Source organism: Pseudomonas sp. PSB18 (assembly GCF_014596565.1).
GTDB lineage: Bacteria > Pseudomonadota > Gammaproteobacteria > Pseudomonadales > Pseudomonadaceae > Aquipseudomonas.
Genome location: NZ_NOIN01000001.1, coordinates 789,155 through 814,914, shown reverse-complemented (window position 1 = coordinate 814,914; position 25,760 = coordinate 789,155). Strand labels below are relative to the sequence as shown.

At 60.8% G+C, this 25,760-nt stretch carries 20 protein-coding genes; 15 read left to right on the top strand and 5 right to left on the bottom strand.

All coding sequences use genetic code 11. The features are described from left to right. Positions 1-116: 116 nt before the first annotated feature. The 7 genes from CGA22_RS03575 (at position 117) to CGA22_RS03545 (ending at position 8,025) form a co-directional block, all read left to right on the top strand. Positions 117-644, top strand: coding sequence for a DUF2059 domain-containing protein (locus tag CGA22_RS03575; RefSeq protein WP_041024551.1), 528 nt, complete (start codon positions 117-119; stop codon positions 642-644). A 12-nt stretch (positions 645-656) separates the two neighbouring features. Next, positions 657-956, top strand: a complete 300-nt coding sequence (locus tag CGA22_RS03570; protein WP_041024552.1) for a BolA family protein — start codon at positions 657-659, stop codon at positions 954-956. Positions 957-1,126: 170 nt separating this feature from the next. Further along, positions 1,127-2,068, top strand: a complete 942-nt coding sequence (locus tag CGA22_RS03565) for a rhodanese-related sulfurtransferase (RefSeq protein WP_024778712.1) — start codon at positions 1,127-1,129, stop codon at positions 2,066-2,068. Between the two features lie 36 nt (positions 2,069-2,104). Beyond that, complete coding sequence (locus CGA22_RS03560) at positions 2,105-2,707, top strand: DsbA family protein (protein WP_177329294.1); 603 nt, start codon at positions 2,105-2,107, stop codon at positions 2,705-2,707. After that, a complete protein-coding gene (locus CGA22_RS03555) occupies positions 2,700-4,526 on the top strand; it encodes an ABC transporter ATP-binding protein (RefSeq protein WP_041024554.1) in 1,827 nt (608 codons plus the stop codon). The genes CGA22_RS03560 and CGA22_RS03555 overlap by 8 nt, the downstream gene beginning before the upstream one ends. A 188-nt stretch (positions 4,527-4,714) precedes the next feature. Then, positions 4,715-7,174: an EAL domain-containing protein gene (locus CGA22_RS03550; protein ID WP_041024555.1), complete on the top strand. Its 2,460-nt coding sequence runs from the start codon at positions 4,715-4,717 to the stop codon at positions 7,172-7,174. 80 nt (positions 7,175-7,254) lie between these two features. Next, a complete protein-coding gene (locus CGA22_RS03545; protein ID WP_223194636.1) occupies positions 7,255-8,025 on the top strand; it encodes a TenA family transcriptional regulator in 771 nt (256 codons plus the stop codon). Positions 8,026-8,166: 141 nt separating this feature from the next. On the opposite strand, the gene CGA22_RS03540 is transcribed toward CGA22_RS03545, so the two are convergent. The 5 genes from CGA22_RS03540 to CGA22_RS03520 all read right to left on the bottom strand — a co-directional run bounded on the left by CGA22_RS03540 (position 8,167) and on the right by CGA22_RS03520 (position 13,189). Further along, complete coding sequence (locus CGA22_RS03540; protein ID WP_041024557.1) at positions 8,167-9,093, bottom strand: GGDEF domain-containing protein; 927 nt, start codon at positions 9,091-9,093, stop codon at positions 8,167-8,169. A 360-nt stretch (positions 9,094-9,453) separates the two neighbouring features. After that, positions 9,454-10,194, bottom strand: a complete 741-nt coding sequence (locus tag CGA22_RS03535; protein ID WP_041024558.1) for a YciK family oxidoreductase — start codon at positions 10,192-10,194, stop codon at positions 9,454-9,456. A gap of 226 nt (positions 10,195-10,420) precedes the next feature. Then, complete coding sequence (gene mupP / locus CGA22_RS03530; protein WP_041024559.1) at positions 10,421-11,092, bottom strand: N-acetylmuramic acid 6-phosphate phosphatase MupP; 672 nt, start codon at positions 11,090-11,092, stop codon at positions 10,421-10,423. A 4-nt stretch (positions 11,093-11,096) separates the two neighbouring features. Next, positions 11,097-11,795: a bifunctional 2-polyprenyl-6-hydroxyphenol methylase/3-demethylubiquinol 3-O-methyltransferase UbiG gene (ubiG, locus tag CGA22_RS03525; RefSeq protein WP_024778720.1), complete on the bottom strand. Its 699-nt coding sequence runs from the start codon at positions 11,793-11,795 to the stop codon at positions 11,097-11,099. Between the two features lie 62 nt (positions 11,796-11,857). Then, the gene (locus CGA22_RS03520) at positions 11,858-13,189 is read right to left on the bottom strand and encodes a TRZ/ATZ family hydrolase (protein WP_041024560.1); all 1,332 of its coding nucleotides are present in this window, start codon (positions 13,187-13,189) and stop codon (positions 11,858-11,860) included. A 105-nt stretch (positions 13,190-13,294) separates the two neighbouring features. On the opposite strand from CGA22_RS03520, the gene mtnA reads away from it, so the two are divergent. The 8 genes from mtnA (at position 13,295) to rpsA (ending at position 25,758) form a co-directional block, all read left to right on the top strand. After that, the gene (mtnA, locus tag CGA22_RS03515) at positions 13,295-14,371 is read left to right on the top strand and encodes an S-methyl-5-thioribose-1-phosphate isomerase (protein ID WP_041024561.1); all 1,077 of its coding nucleotides are present in this window, start codon (positions 13,295-13,297) and stop codon (positions 14,369-14,371) included. Between the two features lie 446 nt (positions 14,372-14,817). Then, entirely contained in the window at positions 14,818-17,484 is a 2,667-nt protein-coding gene (gyrA, locus tag CGA22_RS03510) for a DNA gyrase subunit A (protein ID WP_041024562.1), read from the top strand. Between the two features lie 231 nt (positions 17,485-17,715). Further along, a complete protein-coding gene (serC, locus tag CGA22_RS03505) occupies positions 17,716-18,801 on the top strand; it encodes a 3-phosphoserine/phosphohydroxythreonine transaminase (protein ID WP_041024563.1) in 1,086 nt (361 codons plus the stop codon). Further along, on the top strand, positions 18,801-19,895 hold the full coding sequence (gene pheA, locus CGA22_RS03500; RefSeq protein ID WP_024778725.1) for a prephenate dehydratase: 1,095 nt from the start codon (positions 18,801-18,803) through the stop codon (positions 19,893-19,895). Before serC ends, pheA begins: the two co-directional genes overlap by 1 nt. A 13-nt stretch (positions 19,896-19,908) precedes the next feature. After that, positions 19,909-21,021 carry a histidinol-phosphate transaminase gene (gene hisC, locus CGA22_RS03495; RefSeq protein WP_041024564.1) on the top strand — a complete coding sequence of 371 codons (1,113 nt, stop codon included), beginning with the start codon at positions 19,909-19,911 and terminating at the stop codon, positions 21,019-21,021. A 28-nt stretch (positions 21,022-21,049) separates the two neighbouring features. Next, complete coding sequence (locus CGA22_RS03490; protein ID WP_041024565.1) at positions 21,050-23,257, top strand: bifunctional prephenate dehydrogenase/3-phosphoshikimate 1-carboxyvinyltransferase; 2,208 nt, start codon at positions 21,050-21,052, stop codon at positions 23,255-23,257. Then, positions 23,254-23,943, top strand: coding sequence for a (d)CMP kinase (gene cmk, locus CGA22_RS03485; protein ID WP_041024566.1), 690 nt, complete (start codon positions 23,254-23,256; stop codon positions 23,941-23,943). The genes CGA22_RS03490 and cmk overlap by 4 nt, the downstream gene beginning before the upstream one ends. A gap of 120 nt (positions 23,944-24,063) precedes the next feature. Then, complete coding sequence (gene rpsA / locus CGA22_RS03480) at positions 24,064-25,758, top strand: 30S ribosomal protein S1 (protein ID WP_041024567.1); 1,695 nt, start codon at positions 24,064-24,066, stop codon at positions 25,756-25,758. Positions 25,759-25,760: the final 2 nt, after the last annotated feature.

Sequence of the window (25,760 nt, the reverse complement as noted above, 5' to 3'; positions counted from 1 at the left end):
GGTCGGTTCGGTCCGTCAATCGGGACCGGCAAGCACCGGGGTTGAGACCCGGCGTTTATTAGGCGCAGAATGGTCGCCCTTGGGGTTTTACCTCGCCAGTTAGATAAGGAAACTCGATGACCCGTCTTCGTGCCATCTGTACCGCAGTTGCTCTGGTGTGTGCCAGCGGCCCTGTTCTCGCCGATACCGCCAGCCACAACGCCAGCGCCGAAGCGTTCCTGACCTTGGCACACGCTGACAAACTGGGCACCCCGGTGTACATGCAGGTGCAGCAGATGTTTGCCCAGCGTTTCGAACAGACCAAGGCTCCCGAGTCGAAAAAAGCCACCCTGGAAACCTACCAGGCCAAGGCCAATGCCGCGCTTGACCAGGCCATCGGCTGGAACAAGCTCAAGCCGGACATGGTCAAGCTCTACACCACCAACTTCAGCGAGTCGGAGCTCAAGGACCTGGTGGCTTTCTACCAGTCGCCCCTTGGCAAGAAAGTCCTGGAAAAAATGCCGCAGTTGACCCAGCAGTCGGCCCAACTGACCCAGGCCAAGCTGGAAAGCGCGGTACCGGTAGTGAACAAGCTGCTGGCGGACATGACTACCGAGCTCGAGCCCAAGGCTGCTGCGCCTGCCCCAGCCAAGAAAAAGCCGTAAGCGGAGCCTGGTATGAGCATGCAACAACGCATCGAATCGACACTCGGCCTCCTGCAGCCCGAGCACCTGCAAGTGCTGGATGAAAGCCACATGCACAGCCGTGGGCTACAGACCCACTTCAAGGCGGTGGTGGTGAGCCGGCAGTTCGAAGGGCTCAATCGGGTCAAGCGCCACCAGAAGGTCTACGGCACGCTGGGTGAGCTGATGGGCGAATTCCATGCGTTGGCGCTGCACACCTACACCCCCGAAGAATGGGCACAGATCGATGCCGCCCCGGCTTCGCCGACCTGTGCCGGTGGCAGCAAGCACTGATTGACGAGGGAGTCGGGTGCTTTTGTGGCGAGGGGATTTGCGCAAGGCCTCGGTTTTGTAGTCCTGCAACCCATAAGTTTTTTGTTAGAATCCGCAACGCGCCTCTCAAGGGCGCGTTTTTTTTGCATCCGGTTCACCCCTTACGAGGGTAGCCACCTGGAGAAATACCCATGACACAACCCATTGTCGTGGCGGCACTGTATAAGTTCGTCACCCTGGAAGATTACGTCGAGCTGCGTGAGCCCTTGCTCAAGGCGATGCTCGATAACGGCATCAAAGGCACCCTGCTGATCGCCGAAGAAGGCATCAACGGCACGGTCTCCGGCACCCGTGAAGGCATCGACGGCTTGCTGGCCTGGCTCAAGAACGACCCGCGCATGATCGACATCGATCACAAGGAGTCGTACTGCGACGAGCAGCCGTTCTACCGCACCAAGGTCAAGCTCAAGAAAGAAATCGTCACCCTCGGCGTCGAGGGCGTGGATCCGAACAAGCAGGTCGGTACCTATGTCGAACCCCAGGACTGGAATGCGCTGATCAGCGATCCTGAGGTGCTGCTGATCGACACCCGTAACGATTACGAAGTGTCCATCGGGACATTCGAAGGCGCAATCGATCCCAAGACCACCAGCTTTCGCGAGTTTCCCGACTACATCAAGGCCAACTTCGACCCGGCCCGGCACAAGAAGGTCGCGATGTTCTGCACCGGTGGCATCCGCTGTGAAAAGGCCTCCAGCTACATGCTCAGCCAGGGCTTCGACGAGGTTTTCCATCTCAAGGGTGGCATCCTGAAATACCTCGAAGAGGTTCCCCAGGAAGAAACCAAATGGCGCGGCGACTGCTTCGTCTTCGATAACCGCGTGACCGTTCGCCACGATCTCAGCGAAGGCGACTACGATCAATGTCATGCGTGCCGCACACCGGTGAGCCTGGAAGATCGCGCGTCGGAGCACTACGTGCCGGGCATCAGTTGCCCGCATTGCTGGGACAAGCTGAGCGAGAAGACCCGTCGCAGTGCCATCGACCGGCAAAAGCAGATCGAATTGGCCAAGGCTCGCAACATGCCGCACCCGATCGGCTACAACTACAAGCAATCATCCTCCGAGGCCTGAACCATGCCGCCACGCCTGCTGTATGTCATGGACCCGATGTGTTCCTGGTGCTGGGGCTTCGCGCCGGTGGCCGAAGCATTGGTCGAGCAGGCGCGGGCTCAGGGCGTGGAGCTGCACCTGGTGGTGGGCGGTTTGCGCACGGGCAGCGGTTCGGCCCTGGAGCCCACCACCCGGCGTTATATCCTTGAGCACTGGCAGGCTGTCACCCAGGCCACCGGCCAGCCGTTCAAGCTGGAGGGCGCGTTACCGGACGGCTTCGTCTATGACACCGAGCCGGCCTGCCGGGCCCTTGTGACGGCCAGGAGCCTGGCGCCGGACCTGGCCTGGAAGCTGCTGAAACTGATCCAGCAGGCTTTTTATGTGCAGGGTCGCGACGTGACCCATGCCAGCGTCCTGGTGGAATTGGCCGAACAGGCCGGGCTGCCACGCATCGAGTTTGCGGCGGCGTTTGACAGCGCCGAACAACAGGCGGCCACTGCGGCGGATTTTACATGGGTGCAAGACCTCGGCATTGCCGGGTTCCCCACGCTGCTCGCCGAGCGCGATGGCCAATTGGCCCTGCTCACCAACGGTTATCAGCCCCTGAGCCAACTGTCCCCATTGCTTGGCCGTTGGCTGGAGCGTGCGGCCTGTGCCTGACCTGCCCGACGGCACCTCGGAGCCCCAGCGCGTTGATCGATTGAGCTGGGCTGAAATCCGCCGCCTGGCCCTCAAACACAAGAAAGCCCTGTGGATTGCCAACGGCGTGGCGGTGCTGGCGACGCTCTGCAGCGTGCCGATCCCCTTGCTGTTGCCATTGTTGGTGGACGAAGTACTGCTGGGGCGGGGCGACGCCGCCTTGAAAGTGATGAACCACGCCCTGCCGACGGGATGGCAGACTGCTGCCGGCTATATCGGGTTGATGCTGTTGGCGACCTTGACCCTTCGGTGCGGCGCGCTGCTGTTCAACGTGTTGCAGGCGCGCTTGTTTGCCAGGCTTGCCAAAGACATCGTCTATCGCATTCGTGTCCGTCTGATCGAGCGTCTCAAGCGTATTTCCCTGGGCGAATACGAAAGTCTGGGCAGCGGCACCGTGGCCGCGCACCTGGTCACCGACCTGGACACCCTCGATAAATTCGTCGGCGAAACCCTCAGCCGTTTCCTGGTGGCGATGCTGACGCTGGTGGGCACCGCCGGCATCCTGATGTGGATGCACTGGAAACTGGCGCTGCTGATCCTGTTGTTCAATCCGCTGGTGATCTATGCCACGGTGCAGTTGGGCAAGCGGGTCAAGCACCTCAAGAAGCTGGAGAACGACAGCACCTCGCGCTTCACCCAGGCCTTGACCGAAACCCTGGACGCGATCCAGGAAGTGCGTGCCGGTAACCGCCAGGGGTTTTTCCTCGGACGCCTGGGCCAGCGTGCCCGAGAGGTCCGCGACTATGCCGTCAATTCCCAGTGGAAAAGTGATGCGTCGGGCCGTGCCAGTGGTTTGCTGTTCCAGTTCGGCATCGACATTTTCCGTGCGGCGGCGATGCTCACCGTATTGTTTTCCGACTTGTCCATCGGCCAGATGCTGGCGGTGTTCAGCTACCTCTGGTTCATGATCGGTCCGGTGGAACAATTGTTGAACCTGCAATACGCCTATTACGCGGCCGGCGGTGCGTTGAGTCGGATCAACGAACTGCTGGCCCGGGCCGACGAACCTCAGTACACCGGCGGTGTCGACCCGTTCAAGGGACACGATACCGTGGGCATCGACATCCAGGGCTTGAGCTTCGGCTATGGCGAAGAGCTAGTGCTCGACCAGTTGAACCTGTCCATCTCACCTGGCGAAAAAGTCGCCATCGTGGGCGCCAGCGGTGGCGGCAAGAGCACCCTGGTGCAGCTGTTGTTGGGCCTGTATACGCCGCAGTCGGGCAGCATCCGGTTTGGCGGCGCCACGCAGCAGGAAATCGGCCTGGAAACCATCCGCGAAAATGTCGCAGTGGTATTGCAGCATCCTGCTTTGTTCAACGACACGGTGCGGGCCAATCTTTCCATGGGCCGCGATTGCAGTGATGAGGCCTGCTGGCGAGCATTGGCAATCGCCCAGCTCGATGCCACCGTGCGCGCGTTGCCCCAAGGGCTGGAAAGTGTGGTCGGGCGTTCCGGAGTGCGATTGTCCGGTGGGCAGCGTCAACGCCTGGCCATCGCCCGCATGGTACTGGCCGAGCCGCGGGTGGTGATTCTCGACGAAGCGACTTCCGCCCTGGACGCCGCTACCGAGTACAACCTCCATCAGGCCCTGGCGCGTTTTCTGAGCGGGCGCACCACGCTGATCATCGCCCACCGGTTGTCAGCCGTAAAACAGGCCGACCGGGTATTGGTGTTCGACGGCGGACAAATCGCTGAAGACGGCGACCATTTGCAATTGATTGCCGAGGGTGGCCTGTACGCTCGACTCTACGGTCATTTGCAACAGATACAGCAGCCTTGAGTTTCCTGTGAATTTCTGCGCTTAGTATCCAAAAAATCAGCCAAACACCCCGGTTTCTTCGAATTTCCACCCAAAGCCTGTCGATCTGTCGATCCAGCCGTTCCAAGGATCGAAAACTGGCCTAGGCTGTGGGATCAGGAGCGGATTTCTCCCGGGTGCTCATTGGCAATGCCTGTGCAAGGGACCTCATGAAGCAAAAGCGGACTCTCGGAACGCCTCGGTTGTTGGGCATCGTCTGGCCCTTCATTGCCGTTGTTCTATTTCAGGCATTGCTCGGAGGCGTGAGTCTCTACGTATTATCGGCAGTTCGCGGTTATGTCGCGGGAGAAAGCCTCTGGTCCAAGGGGCAGAAAGATGCCATTTATTATCTGAATCTTTACGCCGACAGCCGCGATGAGTCTATTTTCCGCAAATACCAGCAAGCCATTGCCGTGCCCGAGGGCGGTCACGACCTGCGGGTGGCGCTGGATCGACAGCCGCCTGACCTGGAAGCGGCACGGACGGGCATTCTTCAAGGGGGAAACCACCCGGACGACGTGTCCAGCCTGATCTGGCTCTATCTGAATTTCCGTCACTTCAGTTACCTGGAAGAGGCCATCGATCTCTGGACGGTGGGCGACGGCTATCTGATCGAGTTGGATACCGTTGCCCGGCAGATGCACGACAGCATTGCCGAAGGGACTGCTTCAGAAACCGATATCCGCGGCTGGAAGGCCCGGATCTTTGCCATCAACGACTCCGTCACCCCGGCAGCGAAGGCTTTCAGCGACGCGCTGGGCGAGGGATCGCGCTTTATCCTGCGCCTGTTGCTGGTGACCAACTTCGCCACTGCGCTGGGGTTGATCGTCCTGGCCTTGTTGCGTACTCACAAACTATTGGCCCAGCGACAGGTGTTCGCCAATGCTTTGCAATTGGAGAAGGAGCGGGCGCAGATTACTTTGCAATCCATCGGCGACGGAGTCATCACCACCGACGTCGAGGGCGCCATTGCCTATATGAATCCCGCTGCCGAGGCGATGACCCACTGGAAGGCCGAACATGCCACCGGACTGCCCCTGGCCGCGCTGTTCAATCTGCTCGACGACAATGCCCAGACTGAAGGCCTGACGCTGATCGAACATATTCTCAGCGGCCGGCTCGGTGGCGGCAGCGAACATTCCAAATTGATCCAGCGCCTGGATGGCAGCACGGTGTCGGTGACCCTGGTGGGGGCGCCGATCCGTCATGCGGGCAAGGTCAGCGGCGCTGTACTGGTCCTGCATGACATGACCCAGGAGCGCCAGTACATCGCCAACCTGTCGTGGCAGGCCACCCATGATGCGCTGACCGGCCTGGCGAACCGCCGGGAATTCGAATACCGACTCGAACAGGCCCTGCATAACCTGACGCGCCAGGTGGGCCGCCATGCCTTGATGTTCCTCGACCTGGACCAGTTCAAACTGGTCAACGATACCTGTGGCCACGCGGCGGGTGACGAATTGTTGCGGCACATCTGTGCATTGCTGCAGTCGGGCCTGCGAGAAAACGACACCCTGGCCCGGTTAGGCGGGGATGAGTTCGGTATCTTGCTGGAGAACTGTTCGCCGGAGGCCGCGGAGAAGATCGCCGAAGGTCTGCGCCAGACCGTGCAGAACCTGCACTTTGTCTGGAAAGGCCGGCCATTCGTGACCACTGTGAGCATCGGCCTGGTGCACATCGCCCAGAACCCGACCACCTTGGAGGCGTCCCTGCGCGCTGCCGACATGGCCTGTTACATGGCCAAGGAGAAGGGGCGCAACCGAGTCCAGGTCTACCATGCCGACGATTCGGAACTGTCCCTGCGTTTCGGTGAGATGGCTTGGGTCCAGCGCTTGCACATGGCCCTGGAGGAAAACCGCTTCTGCCTCTATGCCCAGGAAATTGCCGCGCTGGGTCCGGGTGAGCACGGTGGTGGGCACATTGAGATCCTGTTGCGCCTGCACGATGAGGCCGGGCGGATGATTCTACCGGACAGCTTCATTCCTGCGGCGGAGCGCTATGGCCTGATGACATCCCTGGACCGTTGGGTGGTGGAGAATGTCTTCAGGATCATCCGCCAGTGCTTGAACGAGTCGCGGCAGGGCCCCTTGGCTATGTGTGCGATCAATCTGTCGGGCACGACTATCGGAGACCAGGCGTTCCTCGACTTCCTGCGTAAACAGTTCGCGGCCTATTCGATTCCGCCGGAAATGATTTGTTTTGAAATTACAGAGACCAGCGCTATTTCGAATTTGGGCAGCGCCATTCGCTTTATCAATGAACTCAAGAGCTTGGGCTGTTACTTTTCGCTGGATGACTTTTGCGCCGGAATGTCTTCATTCGCTTACCTGAAACATTTACCTGTAGACTTCCTGAAGATCGACGGGAGTTTCGTAAAGGATATGCTGGACGACCCGATTAACCGGGCAATGGTCGAAGTGATCAACCACATCGGCCATGTCATGGGTAAGCGCACCATTGCCGAGTTTGTGGAAACTGCCCAGATCGAGCAGGCATTGCTGGAGATTGGAGTGGATTACGCTCAGGGGTATGTCATCGAGCGCCCGCAGTTGTTTACCTGTGACACGTTGCAATGCAGGCCGGCCCGGCCCCAGCCGTTGTTATTCAAGGCCCCCGGCACGTTCCGCTGAGCCTCTTGTTGATCCGGAAAAAAATCACAATCAAAAGGAGCCCGACAGTGATCGACACATTCAACCGAACAGGCCCGCTCATGGACGCCAAAAGCTATCCGCAATGGGCACAGCAGCTCATTGCCGATTGCGGCGAGAGCAAGCGCCGGGTTGTCGAACACGAACTGTATCAACGCATGCGCGATAACAAGCTCAGCGCCAAGACCATGCGCCACTACCTCATCGGTGGTTGGCCGGTCGTTGAACAGTTCGCCTTATACATGGCACAGAACCTCACCAAGACCCGCTTTGCCCGCCATCCCGGCGAGGATATGGCCCGTCGTTGGCTGATGCGCAACATTCGTGTCGAACTCAATCACGCCGACTACTGGGTGAACTGGAGCGCCGCCCATGGCGTGACGCTGGAGGACCTGCAGGCGCAGCAGGTACCGCCCGAACTCCACGCATTGAGCCATTGGTGCTGGCATACCAGCTCTTCGGACTCGCTGATCGTGGCAATCGCGGCGACCAACTATGCCATTGAAGGCGCGACCGGAGAGTGGTCGGCGGTGGTGTGTTCCAGCGGCATCTACGCGGCGGCCTTCGCCGAGGAAGACCGCAAGCGCGCCATGAAATGGCTGAAGATGCACGCCCAGTACGACGATGCCCATCCGTGGGAAGCGCTGGAAATCATTTGCACCCTGGCGGGCATGAATCCGAGCAAGGCCCTGCAGGCCGAGCTGCGCCAGGCCGTGTGCAAGAGCTACGACTACATGTACCTCTTTCTGGAGCGTTGCATGCAACTGGAACAGTCGGAAGCGGCCGGGAAACCGGCATCTCACCGCGAGCGCCTGGCGCTGGCCGGAAGCTGATGCCTAGCTGACCGATGTGGGAGCGAGTTTGCTCCACGAAGTGCTCGGACCGTCAACGGGGAGGTTGGCTGTTGGAGTGCTATCGCGAGCAGGCTCGCCCCCACAGAGGTTCGGTCAATATCCGATTGCGCTCGCCTTCATTCAGCCCGCCATCGCCAACCGGTTCCGCCCTTCGCGCTTGGCCACATACAATGCGCTGTCTACCCGGCGCAGCAGGCTTTCCATGGACTCACCCGGCAGCAGCGTCGCGCAGCCGAGGCTGACCGTCAGCTCGATCCTGACGCCGGCAGCGAAATAATCCTGCAATTGGGCGGCATAGCGCAGTCGCTCGCCAATCGTGGCAGCGGCTTCTCGGCTGGTATTGGAAAGCAGGATTAGGAACTCCTCGCCGCCGAACCTGAATACCATATCCACGTTACGCAATTGATCCTTGATCGACTCGGCAACGGCCTTGAGCACCTCATCGCCGGCACCATGGCCGTAGGTATCGTTGATGCGCTTGAAGTGATCGATGTCGAGCATCAGCAACGACAACGGTTGCATATGACGCCTGGCCATATCGATTTCCCGCTCCATGACCTGGTCCATGGCGATGCGGTTGCCAGTTCCTGTCAGTGGGTCGCGCAGGGCGCTCTGGGTTGCGGCGCGGTAGAGCAGGGCGTTTCGCAGCGGAAACAACAGGGTGGACATCACTGACTCGAGATCACTCTGCTCCGCATCGCTGAAGCGCTGATTGCGACGGAACACCAATTCGCCCAGCTGTTCCTCTTCATGGCTGAGGTTGTAGCTGAGCAGATGATGCCCGCGTTGGCCGAACTCGAGCCGCAGATCGCTGGGCTTGTGTTGATAGGCCAGCGCATCCAGTGGCACCAGTCGTTGAACTTCACGGAAAAACAGGCCCAGAATCCGCTGTGGTTCCAGGCTGGTCTGCAATTGCTGACTCAGTTGCTGACGCAATTGCGAAAGATTGACGGAGCGTGCCACGAGCGGGGACGGTTGACCGAGGCCCAGGCGTTGCAGTTTGGCGCTGTCGAAATCAATCGCGTTGGTCTGGATGGGCGTTTTCATTTGGCGTGAGCCCCTAAGCAGAATCTGTCCTGGCAGGCTGGGTGAGGTGCTTTGGGCTGCGTGTCGTACTGGCCCTTCAGTCCCGTAGGACATTGATTTGAGTTTAGTCTGCTTTCCTTGGCTGACGCAGGCCTCGTATCAACCTCCGTTACCCGCCGGACATGGCGTGTTTAGCAGGGTTAGAGCGAAAGTCGTGCCAGTCCGTTCACTTCAAAAAAAATCCATTGCAAATCAATGAAGTGGAAAAAATCGCGAATATCACCCCGAGATTGCGCGACATGGCTTTGGCGGTTCGGCTGGCTGGCTATCGAAGGATTCGAGCGTCGCGACGGTAAACCGCCGCAACGTGGAGGCGAGCGCTTACTGTGCGTTGAAGGCCTGGCCGTTGACGCCTTTGCTGTCCGGCCCCATCAAGTACAGATAGGCCGGCATGATCTCTTCCGGCGTTGGATTGTTGAGCGGGTTCTCCCCTGGATAGGCCTGGGCGCGCATGCTGGTGCGGGTGGCGCCGGGGTTGATGCTGTTGGCACGCACCGGCGCGACGGAATCGACTTCGTCGGCCAGGGTCTGCATCAGCCCCTCGGTGGCAAACTTGGACACGCCATAAGCGCCCCAGTATGCCCGGCCCTTGCGACCGACGCTGCTGGAGGTGAACACCACGGACGCATCCGTAGACAGCTTGAGCAGCGGCAGCAAGGTGCTGGTGAGCATGAACATGGCGTTGACGTTCACCTGCATCACTCGCATGAAATTCTCGCCGGACAGTTGTTCCAGCGGCGTGCGTGGGCCGATGATCGAGGCGTTGTGCAACAGGCCGTCCAGGTGACCGAACTCGGTTTCGATCATCGCTGCCAGTTCGTCGTATTGGTGGGGCAGGGCGGTCTCGAGGTTGAAGGGAATCACTGCCGGCTGTGGGTGGCCGGCCGCTTCGATTTCATCGTAGACCTGGGTCAGGTTGGCTTCGGTCTTGCCCAGCAGCAGCACGGTAGCGCCGTGGGCGGCGTAGGCCTTGGCGGCAGCCGCACCGATGCCACGACCGGCACCGGTCACCAGGATGACCCGGCCATTGAGCAGGTCGGGGCGGGCGGAATAATCAAACATAAAAAACCTCACGAAACATAACGATGCGTGGTGATGCACGGTATGGCGACGGGTTGAATTGTGGCGAGGGGATTTATCCCCGCTGGGTCGCGAAGCGACCCCCTGCGTATTACTTGATACACCGCAGTGACAGATATTTCTTGGAGGCGCTTCGCACCTCAGCGGGGATAAATCCCCTCGCCACAAAAAATCTACTTATATTGCCTTGCTACACGGAGTAGTCGGTTCAGCAACTGCACAACGCGTTATCCAACACTTCGCGCAGCGCCAGCGGGTGATCGATCACCACGTCCGCGCCCCAGTGCTTGGGGTTGTCGTCCGGGTGGATGTAGCCGTAGGTCACCGCGCAGGTTTTGGTGCCGGCGCTGCGCCCGGACTCTATGTCCCGCAGGTCGTCGCCCACGAACAGCACGCTGGCCGGGTCCAGGTCTAGCATCTTGCAGGCTAGGACCAGCGGCTCCGGATCCGGCTTGCTGTTTTTCACGTGATCCGGGCAGATCAGTACCTTCGAGCGCTCGGCCAGGCCCAGTTGCTGCATGATCGGCTCGGCGAAGCGCACCGGTTTGTTGGTCACCACGCCCCAGATCAGGTTGGCGGCTTCGATGTCGGCCAGCACCTCGGCCATGCCGTCGAACAGGTGGCTATGGACGGCGCAGCCCTTGAGGTAGCGGTCGAGGAATTCCTGGCGCAGTTCCTCGAAGCCCGGTGATTCCGGGTCCATGGAAAAGCTCACCGCGACCATCGCACGGGCGCCGCCGGAAATTTCGTCACGGATGTGCTGCGTGTTCATCGGTGGCAAGCCACGGTCGGCGCGCATGGCCTGGCAGATGGCGATGAAGTCCGGCGCGGTATCGAGCAGCGTGCCGTCCATGTCGAAGAGAACCGCTTTGAGACGCATCGACTTACTCCTCGCGCAATGTCTGGATCATGTAGTTGACGTCAACGTCGGCGGCCAGTTTGTAGTGCTTGGTCAGCGGGTTGTAGGTCAGGCCGATGATGTCCTTGACGGTCAGACCCGCCGCGCGGCTCCAGGCGCCCAGCTCGGAGGGGCGGATGAACTTCTTGAAGTCGTGGGTGCCCCGAGGCAGCAGCTTCATGATGTATTCAGCGCCGATGATGGCGAACAGGTATGCCTTCGGGTTGCGGTTGATGGTGGAGAAGAACACCTGGCCGCCGGGCTTGACCATGCGGAAGCAGGCGCGGATGACCGAGGACGGGTCCGGCACGTGTTCGAGCATTTCCAGGCAGGTGACCACGTCGAACTGAGCGGGCATTTCCTCGGCCAGGGCTTCGGCGGTGATCTGCCGATACTCCACGCTGACGCCGGACTCCAGTTGGTGCAGCTGCGCCACCGCCAGCGGTGCTTCGCCCATGTCGATGCCCATCACCGTTGCGCCGCGCTGGGCCATGGCTTCGCTGAGGATGCCGCCGCCACAGCCGACGTCGAGCACTTTCTTTCCGGCCAGGTTGACCCGCTCGTCGATCCAGTTGACCCGCAGCGGGTTGATATCGTGCAGCGGCTTGAATTCGCTTTCGCGGTCCCACCAGCGGTGAGCCAGGGCTTCGAACTTGGCGATTTCGGCGTGGTCGACGTTGCTCATGTGCAGATCCTCGAAAAACTTGAAAAAATCAGTTGCCCCGAGCCGTGGCTCAAGAGGCAGGGTTATTCGTCGTGACCGCTGATGCGGCGGCCCCAGGCCTGGGCCGTGGCGGTCAGTTGCGGTTCGTCCAGGCGGGTCAGCCGGCCGTCTTCAAGCAAGGGCTTGCCAGCCACCCACAGGTGTTTCACGCAATCGCGGCCGGTGGCGTAGATCAACTGCGACACCGGGTCGTAGATCGGTTGCTGGGCCAGTCCCGACAGATCGAAGGCCACCAGGTCGGCGGCCTTGCCGACTTCCAGCGAGCCAACGGTGGCCTCGATGCCCAGCGCCCGGGCGCCATTGAGCGTGGCCATGCGCAACGCCCGATGGGCATCCAGGGCCGTGGCCGAGCCGGCGACGGCCTTGGCCAACAGCGCTGCGGTGCGGGTTTCTCCCAGCAGGTCCAGGTCATTGTTGCTCGCCGCGCCGTCGGTGCCGACCGCCACATTGACGCCGGCCTGCCACAAGCGCTCCACCGGGCAGAAGCCACTGGCCAGCTTCAGGTTCGATTCCGGGCAATGGATCACGCTGCAATTGCTTTCTACCAACAAGGCCAGGTCTTCATCGCTGATCTGAGTCATGTGCACGGCCTGAAAACGTGGCCCCAACAGGCCGAGTCGTCCCAGGCGAGCCATCGGCCGCTCAGCGGTGTTATCCACAGCCTGCTGCACTTCGAAGGCGGTTTCGTGAACATGCATATGAATGGCCGCGTCCAGTTCTTCGGCAATCACACGGATTTTCTCCAGGTTCTCGTCGCCTACGGTGTAGGGCGCATGCGGGCCGAACGCAACTTTGATCCGTGGATGGTGCTTGAGATCGCCAAACAATTCGATGCCCTGACGAATGGCGTCGTCGGCGCTGGCGGCCCCGGGAATCGGGAAATCGAGGATCGGAATGGCGATTTGCGCACGGATGCCGCTGTTATGAACGCGTTCGCTGGCAACCTTGGGATAGAAATACATGTCAGAGAAGCAGGTGATGCCACCCTTGATCTGCTCGGCGATCGCCAGGTCGGTGCCGTCGCGCACGAAGTCTTCATCGACCCATTTGCCCTCGGCCGGCCAGATATGCTGTTCGAGCCAGGTCATCAGGGGCAGATCGTCGGCCAGGCCGCGGAACAGCGTCATCGCCGCATGCCCGTGGGCATTGATCAGGCCCGGGCTGAGCAGCGTGCCCGGTAGTTCGCGGACCTCGGCAGCCTCGCATTTCAGGGCTTCGGCCCGAGGGCCGATGAACACGATGCAACCGTCGCGGATGCCCAGGCCATGATCCTTGAGTACCACACCGGCGGGTTCGACAGGTACCAACCAGGTCGGCAGCAATAGTAAGTCGAGCGCAACGGCTGGCTTGGGCATCGTGGATCGGTTCCATGGGTTATAAAGGATGGCGAAGTATACCCGAGCGTCATCACGCTGGGATCGCTATAATCGGCGGCTTTGTTCAAGAGTGCGGAGTGTAGGATGCGCGATCAACTGTTGGCTGCGGAGAAGGTGAAGGCCATCGATTGGCGGGATGGCGCCCTGTATCTGCTGGATCAGCGTGTTTTGCCGTTCGAGGAAAACTGGATTGCCTACACCAGCGCGGCCGGTGTGGCTGAGGCCATTCGTGCGATGGTGGTGCGCGGCGCGCCGGCCATCGGCATCAGTGCGGCCTACGGCGTCGTGCTGGCCGCGCGGGCGAGGGTGGCCGAGGGCGGCGACTGGGAAGCGGCGCTGGAAGCGGATTTCACCTTGTTGGCCGAGTCGCGGCCGACGGCGGTGAACCTGTTCTGGGCCTTGGATCGGATGCGTGACCGGTTGGCACGCTTGAAGAAACATGCCGAGCCGCTGGCCGCCCTTGAGGCCGAGGCGATCGCCATTCACGAAAGTGATCGTGAAGCCAACCTGACCATGGCCCAGCTCGGCGTCGACCTGATCCGCAAGCATCAGGGCAATGCCCAGGCCATCCTGACCCATTGCAACACCGGCGCCCTGGCCACCGGTGGCTTCGGCACGGCCCTGGGGGTAATTCGTGGTGCATTCATCGAGGGGATGGTCGAGCGTGTCTACGCCGACGAAACCCGTCCATGGCTGCAGGGCTCGCGCCTCACGGCCTGGGAGCTGGCCAACGAGGGTATCCCGGTGACCCTCAACGCCGATTCCGCCGCCGCCCATATCATGAAGACCAAGGGCGTGACCTGGGTGATCGTCGGCGCCGACCGCATCACCGCCAACGGTGACGTGGCGAACAAGATCGGCACCTATCAACTGGCGGTCTGCGCCATGCACCATGGCGTGCGTTTCATGGTGGTGGCACCGAGTTCGACGATCGACATGAGCCTGGCCAGTGGCGAAGACATCCCGATCGAAGAGCGCGACGGGCGCGAACTGCTGGAAGTCGGCGGCAAGCGGGTCGGTGCGGAGGTGGATGCATTCAACCCGGTGTTCGACGTCACGCCGGCTGACCTGATCGACGCCATTGTCACCGAGAAGGGCATCGTCGAGCGTCCGGATACGGCGAAGATGGCGCAGTTGATGTGTCGTAAGCGGCTGCATTGAGACCATTTTTGTCAGGTGCATCGCCATCGCGAGCAGGCTCGCTCCCACATGTAATTGAAGTGTGCCAGGAATCCCGGGCATACAAAGCACTCCTGTGGGAGCGAGCCTGCTCGCGATGAGGCCCTTGAAACCTATAAATCTTCTTGCATTCGAGCGCAAATTCTTCCGTCGCAGCGCTTCTAAGCCCCTCTCGTCCCATTCCAGCCTGTCACCGGTCAACTAACTATGCTCCATGCGCATCTGGGGGATAGGTGCGTGGCGGCTCTTGTGATAACATCCGGCGGTTTCCAGGGCCGCTTCGCGAAGCGGTCTTTACTGCGCAGATCCATGGCATAACTCGTTGATTTGTCGTAAGTCGCTGCACGGCACTTGTCCTGTAGCGGCGAGCTTCGTTCGTCCCGTCTGGATGTGACGAGGTTTCACCAGAAAAAGGAATCAGGCTTCTCATGGGCGAACTGGCCAAAGAAATCCTCCCGGTCAATATCGAAGACGAGCTGAAACAGTCCTACCTCGACTACGCAATGAGCGTAATCGTCGGGCGGGCGCTGCCGGATGCGCGCGATGGCTTGAAGCCCGTGCACCGGCGCGTGTTGTTCGCGATGAGCGAGCTGGGCAACGACTTCAACAAGCCGTACAAGAAATCCGCCCGTGTCGTCGGTGACGTGATCGGTAAGTATCACCCTCACGGTGACACTGCCGTATACGACACCATCGTCCGGATGGCGCAGCCATTTTCCCTGCGCTACCTGCTGGTAGACGGCCAGGGCAACTTCGGCTCGGTGGACGGCGACAACGCCGCGGCCATGCGATACACCGAAGTGCGCATGACCAAGCTCGCCCACGAGCTGCTGGCCGACTTGCACAAGGAAACCGTGGACTGGGTGCCGAACTACGACGGCACCGAAATGATCCCGGCGGTCATGCCGACCCGTATTCCGAACCTGCTGGTCAACGGTTCCAGCGGTATCGCCGTGGGCATGGCGACCAACATCCCGCCGCACAACCTCGGTGAAGTCATCGACGGTTGCCTGGCCCTCATCGACAACCCCGAGCTGACCGTCGATGAGCTGATGCAATACATCCCCGGTCCGGACTTCCCGACCGCCGCGATCATCAACGGTCGTGCCGGTATCATCGAGGCCTATCGCACCGGTCGCGGCCGCATCTATATGCGCGCCCGCTCGACGGTCGAGGACATCGACAAGGTCGGTGGCCGCCAGCAGATCGTCATCACCGAACTCCCGTACCAGCTGAACAAGGCTCGTCTGATCGAGAAGATCGCCGAGCTGGTCAAGGAGAAGAAGCTCGAAGGCATCACCGAGCTGCGGGACGAGTCCGACAAGGACGGCATGCGCGTCGTGATCGAGCTGCGCCGTGGCGAAGTGCCTGAGGTGATCCTCAACAACCTCTACGCCCAGACCCAGCTGCAAAGCGTGTTCGGTATCAACATCGTTGCGTTGATCGATGGCCGTCCGCGGATCCTGAACCTCAAGGACCTGCTGGAAGCCTTCGTGCGTCACCGTCGCGAAGTGGTCACCCGTCGTACCGTGTTCGAACTGCGCAAGGCCCGTGAGCGTGGTCACATCCTGGAAGGCCAGGCTGTGGCCCTGTCGAACATCGACCCGGTCATTGCCCTGATAAAGGCCTCGCCGACGCCGTCGGAAGCCAAGGAAGCGCTGGTCAGCACGCCTTGGGAGTCCAGCGCGGTGATGACCATGGTCGAGCGTGCCGGTGCCGACTCCTGCCGTCCGGAAAACCTCGACCCGCAATATGGCCTGCGCGACGGCAAGTACTTCCTGTCCCCGGAACAGGCGCAAGCCATCCTGGAACTGCGCCTGCACCGCCTGACCGGCCTGGAGCATGAGAAGCTGCTGGCCGAGTACCAGGAGATCCTCAACCAGATCGGCGAGCTGATCCGCATCCTCAACAGCGCCACGCGCCTGATGGAAGTGATCCGCGAAGAACTGGAAGTGATTCGCGCCGAATACGGCGACGTGCGCCGCACCGAGATCCTCGATGCGCGCCTGGACCTGACCCTGGGTGACATGATCCCGGAAGAAGACCGCGTGGTGACCATTTCCCACGGCGGCTACGCCAAGACCCAGCCGCTGGCCGCCTACCAGGCCCAGCGTCGCGGTGGCAAAGGCAAATCGGCTACTGGCGTCAAGGATGAGGATTACATTGCTCACCTGCTGGTTGCCAACAGCCACACCACGCTGTTGCTGTTCTCCAGCAAGGGCAAGGTGTACTGGCTCAAGACCTACGAAATCCCCGAAGCGTCCCGTGCGGCCCGTGGTCGTCCGCTGGTCAACCTGCTGCCGCTGGATGATGGTGAATACATCACCACCATGTTGCCGGTCGAGGAATACACCGAAGGTCATTACATCTTCATGGCGACCGCCAACGGCACCGTCAAGAAGACCCCGCTGGAATCCTTCAGTCGCCAGCGCAGCGTGGGCCTGATTGCCCTGGAGCTGGACGAAGGCGACGTGCTGATCTCCGCCGCCATCACTGACGGCGAGCGTGAGGTCATGCTGTTCTCCGACGGTGGCAAGGTCACCCGCTTCAAGGAATCCGACGTACGCGCCATGGGCCGTACCGCCCGCGGCGTGCGCGGCATGCGCCTGCCGGAAGGCCAGAAGCTGATTTCCATGCTGATCCCCGAAGAAGGCAGCCAGATCCTCACCGCTTCGGCGCGTGGTTATGGCAAGCGCACCGCCATCAGCGAGTTCCCCGAGTACAAGCGTGGCGGCCAGGGCGTGATCGCCATGGTCAGCAACGAGCGTAACGGCCGTCTGGTCGGTGCAGTCCAGGTGCTCGATGGCGAAGAGATCATGCTGATCTCCGACCAGGGCACCCTGGTGCGTACCCGGGTCGACGAAGTGTCGAGCCTTGGCCGTAACACCCAGGGCGTGACACTGATCAAGCTGGCCAGCGATGAAACGCTGGTGGGGCTTGAGCGGGTCCAGGAGCCGTCGGAAGTCGAAGGCGAGGAGCTGGAAGGCGAGGATGACGTGGCGTTCGACGGTGCCCTGGGTGCCGATGTCGACGACATGACCGGCGACGATCAATCGCTCGACGCTGCCGCAGACGAAGAAGAACCGCAGGAGTAAGCGGACACGCAGGGGGCGGATGAAGATTCGCCCCCTTGTTGTTTGTCCCTTTTGAAAATTTGCGACATTACGCATGACGCGCAACTGTGGGAGCGAGCTTGCTCGCGATGACGGACTGACATTCGACATCGATGCTGACTGCTACATCGCTATCGCGAGCAGGCTCGCTCCCACAGTTGGGTCATGTGTTGAACAAGATTAAGTGACCACCAGATCAGAGCGAGATTGGATGTGAGCAAGAGAGCCTATAACTTCTGTGCCGGCCCGGCGGCGCTTCCTGAAGCGGTCCTGAAGCGTGCCCAGGGTGAACTTCTCGACTGGCATGGCAAGGGCCTGTCCGTCATGGAAATGAGCCATCGCAGCGATGAGTTCGTGTCCATTGCCACCAAGGCCGAACAGGACCTGCGCGATCTGCTGAACATCCCGTCCAACTACAAGGTGTTGTTCCTGCAGGGCGGCGCCAGCCAGCAATTTGCCCAGATCCCGTTGAACCTGCTGCCGGAAAACGGCAAGGCCGACTACATCGACACCGGTATCTGGTCGCAGAAAGCCATTGAAGAGGCCTCGCGTTACGGCCACGTCAACGTTGCCGCCACCGCCAAGCCCTACGACTATTTCGCCATTCCCGGTCAGAACGAGTGGAACCTGTCCAAGGACGCGGCCTACGTTCATTACGCACCGAACGAAACCATCGGTGGTCTGGAATTCAACTGGATCCCGGAAACCGGCGACGTGCCCTTGGTGGCCGACATGTCTTCGGACATCCTTTCGCGCCCTGTGGATATTTCCCGTTTCGGCATGATCTACGCCGGCGCCCAGAAGAACATCGGCCCGAGCGGTATCCTGGTCAGCATCATTCGTGAAGACCTGTTGGGGCGTGCCCGTTCTCTCTGCCCGACCATGCTCAACTACAAGGTCGCGGCCGACAACGGCTCGATGTACAACACGCCGCCGACCCTGGCCTGGTACCTGTCGGGCCTGGTGTTCGAATGGCTGAAAGAGCAGGGCGGTGTCGAAGCCATCGGCAAGCTCAATGAAGTGAAGCAGCGCACGCTCTACGACTTCATCGATGCCAGCGGCCTCTACAGCAACCCGATCAACAAGACCGACCGTTCCTGGATGAACGTGCCGTTCCGCCTGGCCGACGACCGTCTCGACAAACCGTTCCTGGCGGGCGCCGACGAGCGCGGGCTGCTGAACCTCAAGGGCCATCGCTCGGTCGGTGGCATGCGCGCCTCCATCTACAACGCCGTGGACATCAATGCGGTCAACGCACTGATCGCCTACATGGCAGAGTTCGAGAAGGAACACGGCTGATGTCAGAGCAAGAACTCAAGGCGCTGCGCCTGCGCATCGATGCCCTGGACGAAAAAGTCCTGGAGCTGATCAGCGAGCGCGCGCGCTGCGCCCAGGAAGTCGCTCGGGTGAAAATGGCCTCCCTTGCCGAGGGTGAAGTGCCGGTGTTCTATCGCCCCGAGCGTGAAGCTCAGGTGCTCAAGCGGGTCATGGAGCGCAACAAGGGCCCGCTGAGCAACGAAGAAATGGCGCGGCTGTTCCGCGAAGTCATGTCGTCGTGCCTGGCTCTCGAGCAACCGTTGAAAGTGGCGTACCTGGGCCCTGAGGGGACCTTCACCCAGGCCGCCGCCATGAAGCACTTCGGCCACGCTGTGATCAGCAAGCCGATGGCGGCCATCGACGAGGTCTTCCGCGAAGTCGCGGCCGGCGCGGTGAATTTTGGCGTGGTGCCGGTAGAAAACTCCACCGAAGGCGCGGTCAACCACACGCTGGACAGCTTCCTCGAGCATGACATGGTGATCTGCGGCGAAGTCGAGCTGCGCATCCACCATCACCTGCTGGTGGGCGAGAACACCAAGACCGACAGCATCAGCCGGATCTATTCCCACGCCCAGTCCCTGGCCCAGTGCCGCAAGTGGCTGGATGCCCATTATCCGAACGTCGAGCGCGTGGCGGTGTCGAGCAACGCCGAAGCGGCCAAACGGGTCAAGGGCGAGTGGAACTCGGCGGCGATCGCCGGGGACATGGCGGCCGGTCTGTATGGGCTGACCCGCCTGGCCGAGAAAATCGAGGATCGTCCGGACAACTCCACGCGATTCCTGATGATCGGCAACCAGGAAGTGCCACCGACCGGCGACGACAAGACCTCGATCATCGTTTCCATGAGCAACAAACCCGGTGCGCTCCATGAATTGCTGGTGCCGTTCCACGACAATGGTATCGATCTGACCCGGATCGAGACCCGTCCGTCGCGCAGCGGTAAATGGACCTACGTGTTCTTCATCGATTTCGTCGGCCACCACCGCGACCCGCTGGTAAAAGGTGTGCTGGAGAAAATCAGTCAGGAAGCAGTGGCACTCAAGGTGCTGGGTTCCTACCCCAAGGCAGTTCTTTAAGGGCGGATAGCAAATGAGTGGCAACTTCCTCGCCCTGGCACAGCCAGGCGTGCAACAACTTTCGCCTTACGTTCCAGGCAAGCCTGTGGATGAACTGGCTCGCGAGCTGGACCTGGATCCAGCCAGCATCGTCAAGCTGGCAAGTAACGAAAACCCGCTGGGTGCCGGTCCCAAGGCACTGGCGGCGATCCGTGACGCGCTGGCCGAACTGACCCGTTACCCCGATGGCAATGGGTTCGCCTTGAAAAGCCTGCTGGCCGAGCGCTGTGGTGTCGAGCTGAACCAGGTGACCCTGGGCAACGGTTCCAACGATATTCTCGAGCTGGTGGCGCGTGCCTACCTGGCACCTGGCCTCAATGCGGTATTCAGCGAACATGCGTTTGCGGTCTACCCGATCGCCACTCAGGCGGTCGGTGCCGACGCCCGCGTGGTTCCGGCCAAGGATTGGGGGCACGACCTGCCGGCCATGCTGGCGGCCATCGACGCCAACACCCGAGTGGTGTTCATTGCCAACCCGAACAACCCGACCGGCACCTGGTTCGACGCCCAGGCCCTGGACGACTTCCTGCAGGACGTCCCGGAGCACGTGCTGGTGGTGCTGGACGAGGCTTACATCGAGTACGCCGAAGGCAGCGACCTGCCCGATGGCCTGGACTTCCTCGCGGCGTACCCGAACCTGCTGGTTTCGCGCACGTTTTCCAAGGCCTATGGCCTGGCATCGCTGCGGGTCGGCTACGGCCTGTCCACCGCCGTGGTGGCCGATGTGCTGAACCGCGTGCGCCAGCCGTTCAACGTCAACAGCTTTGCCCTGGCCGCCGCCTGTGCAGCGCTGCAGGATGAGGAATACCTGGCTCAAAGCCGTCAGTTGAACGAGGCGGGCATGCTGCAGTTGGAAGCCGGTTTCCGTGAGCTGGGCCTGGGCTGGATTCCATCGAAAGGCAACTTCATCTGCGTCGACCTGGGGCGTGTTGCGGCGCCGGTGTTCCAGGGCCTGTTGCGTGAAGGCGTGATCGTGCGTCCGGTGGCCAATTACGGCATGCCGAACCACCTGCGCATCACCATTGGTCTGCAAGCGGAAAACAGCCGTTTCCTTGAGGCGTTGCGCAAGGTCCTGGCTCGTGGTTGATGTCACTTCACTGCAACCTGCTGCACCTATGATCGGTCGCCTGGTGGTGGTCGGTCTGGGGCTGATCGGTGGTTCGTTCGCCAAGGGCTTGCGCGAAAGCGGTCTGTGCGGCGAGGTGGTCGGCGTCGACCTGGATCCGCAGTCGCGCACGTTGGCGGTGGAATTGGGCGTGGTGGACCGCTGCGAAGATGACCTGGCGGCTGCGTGCCAGGGAGCGGACGTAATTCAGCTGGCGGTGCCGATCCTGGCCATGGAAAAACTCCTGGCGCGGCTGGCGGGCATGGACCTGGGCCAGGCGATCCTGACTGATGTCGGCAGTGCCAAGGGTAACGTCGTGCGCGCGGCCACCGAAGCCTTTGGCGGGATGCCGGCGCGCTTCGTGCCGGGTCATCCGATTGCCGGTTCCGAGCAGAGCGGCGTGGAAGCTTCCAACGCCGAGCTGTTTCGCCGTCACAAGGTCATATTGACGCCGCTGGACCAGACCGATCCGGCTGCGCTGGCGGTGGTCGACCGCTTGTGGCGCGAGTTGGGTGCCGATGTCGAGCACATGCAGGTCGGGCGTCATGACGAGGTCCTGGCCGCCACCAGCCATTTGCCGCACCTGTTGGCGTTCGGTCTGGTGGATTCATTGGCCAAACGCAATGAAAATCTTGAGATCTTCCGTTACGCTGCCGGCGGTTTCCGCGATTTCACGAGAATCGCCGGTAGCGACCCGGTCATGTGGCACGACATCTTCCTCGCCAATCGCGAAGCTGTCCTGCGCACACTCGATACATTTCGCAGCGACCTCGACGCCTTGCGCGACGCGGTCGATGCAGGGGACGGGCACCAATTGCTGGGCGTTTTCACACGCGCCAGGGTGGCCCGCGAGCATTTCAGTAAAATCCTGGCCCGTCGGGCCTATGTGGACGCTATGAACTCCAACGATCTGATTTTCCTGGCACAACCTGGTGGCTCCCTGAGCGGGCGTATTCGTGTACCGGGCGATAAATCGATTTCCCACCGCTCGATCATGCTCGGCTCCCTGGCCGAAGGCGTGACCGAGGTGGAAGGCTTCCTCGAGGGCGAAGATGCCCTGGCGACGCTGCAAGCGTTCCGCGACATGGGGGTGGTCATTGAAGGGCCGCACCACGGTCGCGTGACGATCCACGGTGTCGGCTTGCATGGCCTCAAGCCTGCGCCAGGCCCGATCTACCTGGGTAACTCCGGCACTTCGATGCGCCTGTTGTCCGGCCTGCTGGCCGCGCAGGACTTCGACAGCACCCTGACCGGCGACGCGTCGTTGTCCAAACGGCCGATGAACCGCGTGGCCAACCCCCTGCGGGAAATGGGCGCGGTCATCGAGACGGCCGCTGACGGTCGTCCGCCGATGGTCATCCGTGGTGGCAACAAACTCAAAGGCCTGACTTACACCATGCCAATGGCCAGCGCCCAGGTGAAATCCTGCCTGCTGCTGGCCGGTCTCTATGCCGAAGGCAAGACCACCGTCACCGAACCGGCGCCGACCCGTGACCACACCGAGCGCATGCTGCGTGGCTTCGGCTATCCAGTCACGGTGAACGGGGCTACGGCTTCGGTCGAGTCGGGCAGCAAGTTGACCGCGACCCACATCGAAGTGCCGGGCGATATTTCCTCGTCGGCGTTCTTCCTGGTGGCGGCGTCGATCGCCGAGGGCTCCGAGCTGGTGCTCGAGCACGTTGGCATCAACCCGACCCGTACGGGTGTGATCGATATCCTGCGCCTGATGGGCGCTGATATCACCTTGGAGAACCAACGTGAAGTGGGCGGCGAGCCGGTGGCGGACCTTCGCGTCAGAGCAGCTAAACTCAAGGGTATCGAGATTCCCGAGGCGCTGGTTCCGCTGGCGATCGATGAGTTCCCGGTGCTGTTCGTGGCTGCCGCTTGTGCAGAAGGGCGGACGGTGCTGACCGGCGCTGAAGAGCTGCGGGTCAAGGAGTCGGACCGTATCCAGGTGATGGCGGATGGCTTGTTGGCGCTGGGCGTCAAATGCGAGCCGACGCCGGACGGTATCATCATCGACGGCGGCCAGATCGGCGGCGGCGAAGTCCATGGTCACGGTGACCATCGCATCGCCATGGCCTTCAGTGTTGCGTCCCTGCGGGCGAGCGCGCCGATTCGCATCCATGACTGCGCCAACGTCGCGACGTCGTTCCCGAACTTCCTGGCGCTGTGCGCGCAGGTCGGCATTCGAGTGGCAAAAGAGGCACAGTCGTGAACATCAAGGCACCGGTCATCACCATCGATGGTCCGAGCGGTTCGGGCAAGGGCACCGTCGCCGGGATGCTGGCCAGGCAGTTGGGCTGGAACCTGCTCGATTCGGGGGCCTTGTACCGCCTGCTCGCATTTGCGGCCAGCAACCACGGCGTAGACTTGACCAACGAGGAGTTGCTCAAGGCCCTGGCGGCGCACCTGGATGTGCAATTCATTGCGGCGACCGACGGTCAGCTGCAGCGAATCATCCTGGAAGGCGATGAAGTCAGTGATGTCATCCGGACGGAAACCGTTGGCGCCGGGGCCTCCCAGGTCGCCGCACTGCCGGCGGTGCGCGAAGCGTTGCTGCAGCGCCAGCGCGCATTCCTGGAGCAGCCGGGGCTGGTGGCCGATGGTCGCGACATGGGCACGGTGGTCTTTCCAGACGCGCCATTGAAGATTTTCCTGACCGCCAGCGCGGAGGAGCGGGCTCGTCGCCGATATTTGCAGTTGAAGGGTAAAGGCGAGGATGTTAGTCTGTCGAGTCTGCTAGATGAGATCCGTGCACGTGACGAACGTGACACCCAGCGCGCAGTAGCCCCGCTCAAGCCGGCGGCTGATGCGATACAGCTGGATTCCACGGAGTTGTCCATCGATCAGGTGTTGCAACGCATCATGAGCGAGATCGCCATTCGCGATATCGCCGGGTGACCAGGAAGCTCCGCAGGGGACCAGTCATAGTCCTGCGGTGCTTCTTCTATATGAAACTAACCCACATCGTCTGGGGTGTGGAGGCGGGCGTATTCTTCGCCCTAATCAACAGGAATTAAAATGAGCGAAAGCTTTGCGGAACTCTTTGAAGAAAGCCTGAAAACCCTGAACCTTCAGGCAGGCTCCATCATCACCGGTGTTATCGTTGATATCGATTACCAAGCTCGCTGGGTAACCGTTCACGCTGGTCTGAAGTCTGAAGCACTCATCCCGCTTGAGCAGTTTTACAACGATGCTGGCGAGCTGAACATCAACGTCGGTGACGAAGTTCACGTTGCTCTGGACTCGGTTGAAGATGGCTTTGGTGAAACCAAGCTGTCCCGTGAAAAAGCCAAGCGCGCTGAATGCTGGATCGTTCTGGAAGCGGCTTTCGCAGCTGAGGAAGTGGTCAAGGGCGTTATCAACGGTAAGGTTAAAGGCGGCTTCACTGTCGACGTTAACGGCATCCGTGCGTTCCTGCCAGGTTCCCTGGTTGACGTCCGTCCAGTGCGCGACACCACGCACCTGGAAGGCAAAGAGCTGGAATTCAAGGTCATCAAGCTGGACCAGAAGCGCAACAACGTTGTCGTTTCCCGTCGCAGTGTCCTGGAAGCCGAAAACTCCGCCGAGCGCGAAGCTCTGCTGGAATCGCTGCAGGAAGGCCAGCAGGTCAAGGGTATCGTCAAGAACCTCACCGATTACGGCGCATTCGTCGATCTGGGTGGCGTCGATGGCCTGCTGCACATCACCGACATGGCCTGGAAGCGTATCAAGCATCCTTCGGAAATCGTCAACGTTGGCGACGAGATCGATGTCAAGGTTCTGAAATACGATCGCGAGCGCAATCGTGTTTCCCTGGGCCTCAAGCAACTGGGTGAAGATCCATGGGTCGCTATCAAAGCCCGTTACCCAGAAGGCACCCGCGTCACCGCCCGTGTTACCAACCTGACCGACTACGGCTGCTTCGCTGAGCTGGAAGAAGGCGTTGAAGGCCTGGTGCACGTTTCCGAAATGGACTGGACCAACAAGAACATCCACCCTTCGAAAGTCGTACAAGTCGGCGACGAAGTGGAAGTCATGGTTCTGGACATCGACGAAGAGCGTCGTCGTATCTCCCTGGGCATCAAGCAGTGCAAGTCCAACCCATGGGAAGACTTCTCTGGCCAGTTCAACAAGGGCGACAAGATCTCCGGCACCATCAAGTCGATCACCGATTTCGGTATCTTCATTGGTCTGGACGGCGGCATCGACGGTCTGGTTCACCTGTCCGACATCTCCTGGAACGAAGTGGGCGAAGAAGCCGTACGTCGTTTCAAGAAGGGCGACGAGCTGGACACCGTCATCCTGTCGGTTGACCCAGAGCGCGAGCGCATCTCCCTGGGTATCAAGCAGCTGGAAAGCGATCCGTTCTCCGAGTACGTTCAAGAGAACGACAAAGGCGCAATCGTTAAGGGCATCGTGAAAGAAGTTGACGCCAAAGGCGCCATCATCACCCTGGCCGACGATATCGAAGCGACTCTGAAAGCCTCCGAAATCAGCCGTGACCGCGTTGAAGACGCACGTAACGTTCTGAAAGAAGGCGAAGAAGTAGAAGCCAAGATCATCAGCGTTGATCGCAAGAGCCGCGTAATCCAGCTCTCGATCAAGTCGAAAGACGTTGAAGACGAGAAAGAAGCTATCCAGAGCCTGCGCGACAAGCCAGTTGCTTCGGATGCTCCAGTAGCCACCACCCTGGGTGACCTGCTGCGTGCTGCACAAGCAGAAAAACAGAACTAAGT

Coding starts and splice junctions, on each gene's coding strand:
- CGA22_RS03575 (WP_041024551.1), top strand. CDS start 117: ATGACCCGTCTTCGTGCCATCTGTACCGCAGTTGCTCTGGTGTGTGCC.
- CGA22_RS03570 (WP_041024552.1), top strand. CDS start 657: ATGAGCATGCAACAACGCATCGAATCGACACTCGGCCTCCTGCAGCCC.
- CGA22_RS03565 (WP_024778712.1), top strand. CDS start 1,127: ATGACACAACCCATTGTCGTGGCGGCACTGTATAAGTTCGTCACCCTG.
- CGA22_RS03560 (WP_177329294.1), top strand. CDS start 2,105: ATGTGTTCCTGGTGCTGGGGCTTCGCGCCGGTGGCCGAAGCATTGGTC.
- CGA22_RS03550 (WP_041024555.1), top strand. CDS start 4,715: ATGAAGCAAAAGCGGACTCTCGGAACGCCTCGGTTGTTGGGCATCGTC.
- CGA22_RS03545 (WP_223194636.1), top strand. CDS start 7,255: ATGGACGCCAAAAGCTATCCGCAATGGGCACAGCAGCTCATTGCCGAT.
- CGA22_RS03540 (WP_041024557.1), bottom strand. CDS start 9,093: ATGAAAACGCCCATCCAGACCAACGCGATTGATTTCGACAGCGCCAAA.
- CGA22_RS03535 (WP_041024558.1), bottom strand. CDS start 10,194: ATGTTTGATTATTCCGCCCGCCCCGACCTGCTCAATGGCCGGGTCATC.
- mupP (WP_041024559.1), bottom strand. CDS start 11,092: ATGCGTCTCAAAGCGGTTCTCTTCGACATGGACGGCACGCTGCTCGAT.
- ubiG (WP_024778720.1), bottom strand. CDS start 11,795: ATGAGCAACGTCGACCACGCCGAAATCGCCAAGTTCGAAGCCCTGGCT.
- CGA22_RS03520 (WP_041024560.1), bottom strand. CDS start 13,189: ATGCCCAAGCCAGCCGTTGCGCTCGACTTACTATTGCTGCCGACCTGG.
- mtnA (WP_041024561.1), top strand. CDS start 13,295: ATGCGCGATCAACTGTTGGCTGCGGAGAAGGTGAAGGCCATCGATTGG.
- gyrA (WP_041024562.1), top strand. CDS start 14,818: ATGGGCGAACTGGCCAAAGAAATCCTCCCGGTCAATATCGAAGACGAG.
- pheA (WP_024778725.1), top strand. CDS start 18,801: ATGTCAGAGCAAGAACTCAAGGCGCTGCGCCTGCGCATCGATGCCCTG.
- hisC (WP_041024564.1), top strand. CDS start 19,909: ATGAGTGGCAACTTCCTCGCCCTGGCACAGCCAGGCGTGCAACAACTT.
- CGA22_RS03490 (WP_041024565.1), top strand. CDS start 21,050: ATGATCGGTCGCCTGGTGGTGGTCGGTCTGGGGCTGATCGGTGGTTCG.
- rpsA (WP_041024567.1), top strand. CDS start 24,064: ATGAGCGAAAGCTTTGCGGAACTCTTTGAAGAAAGCCTGAAAACCCTG.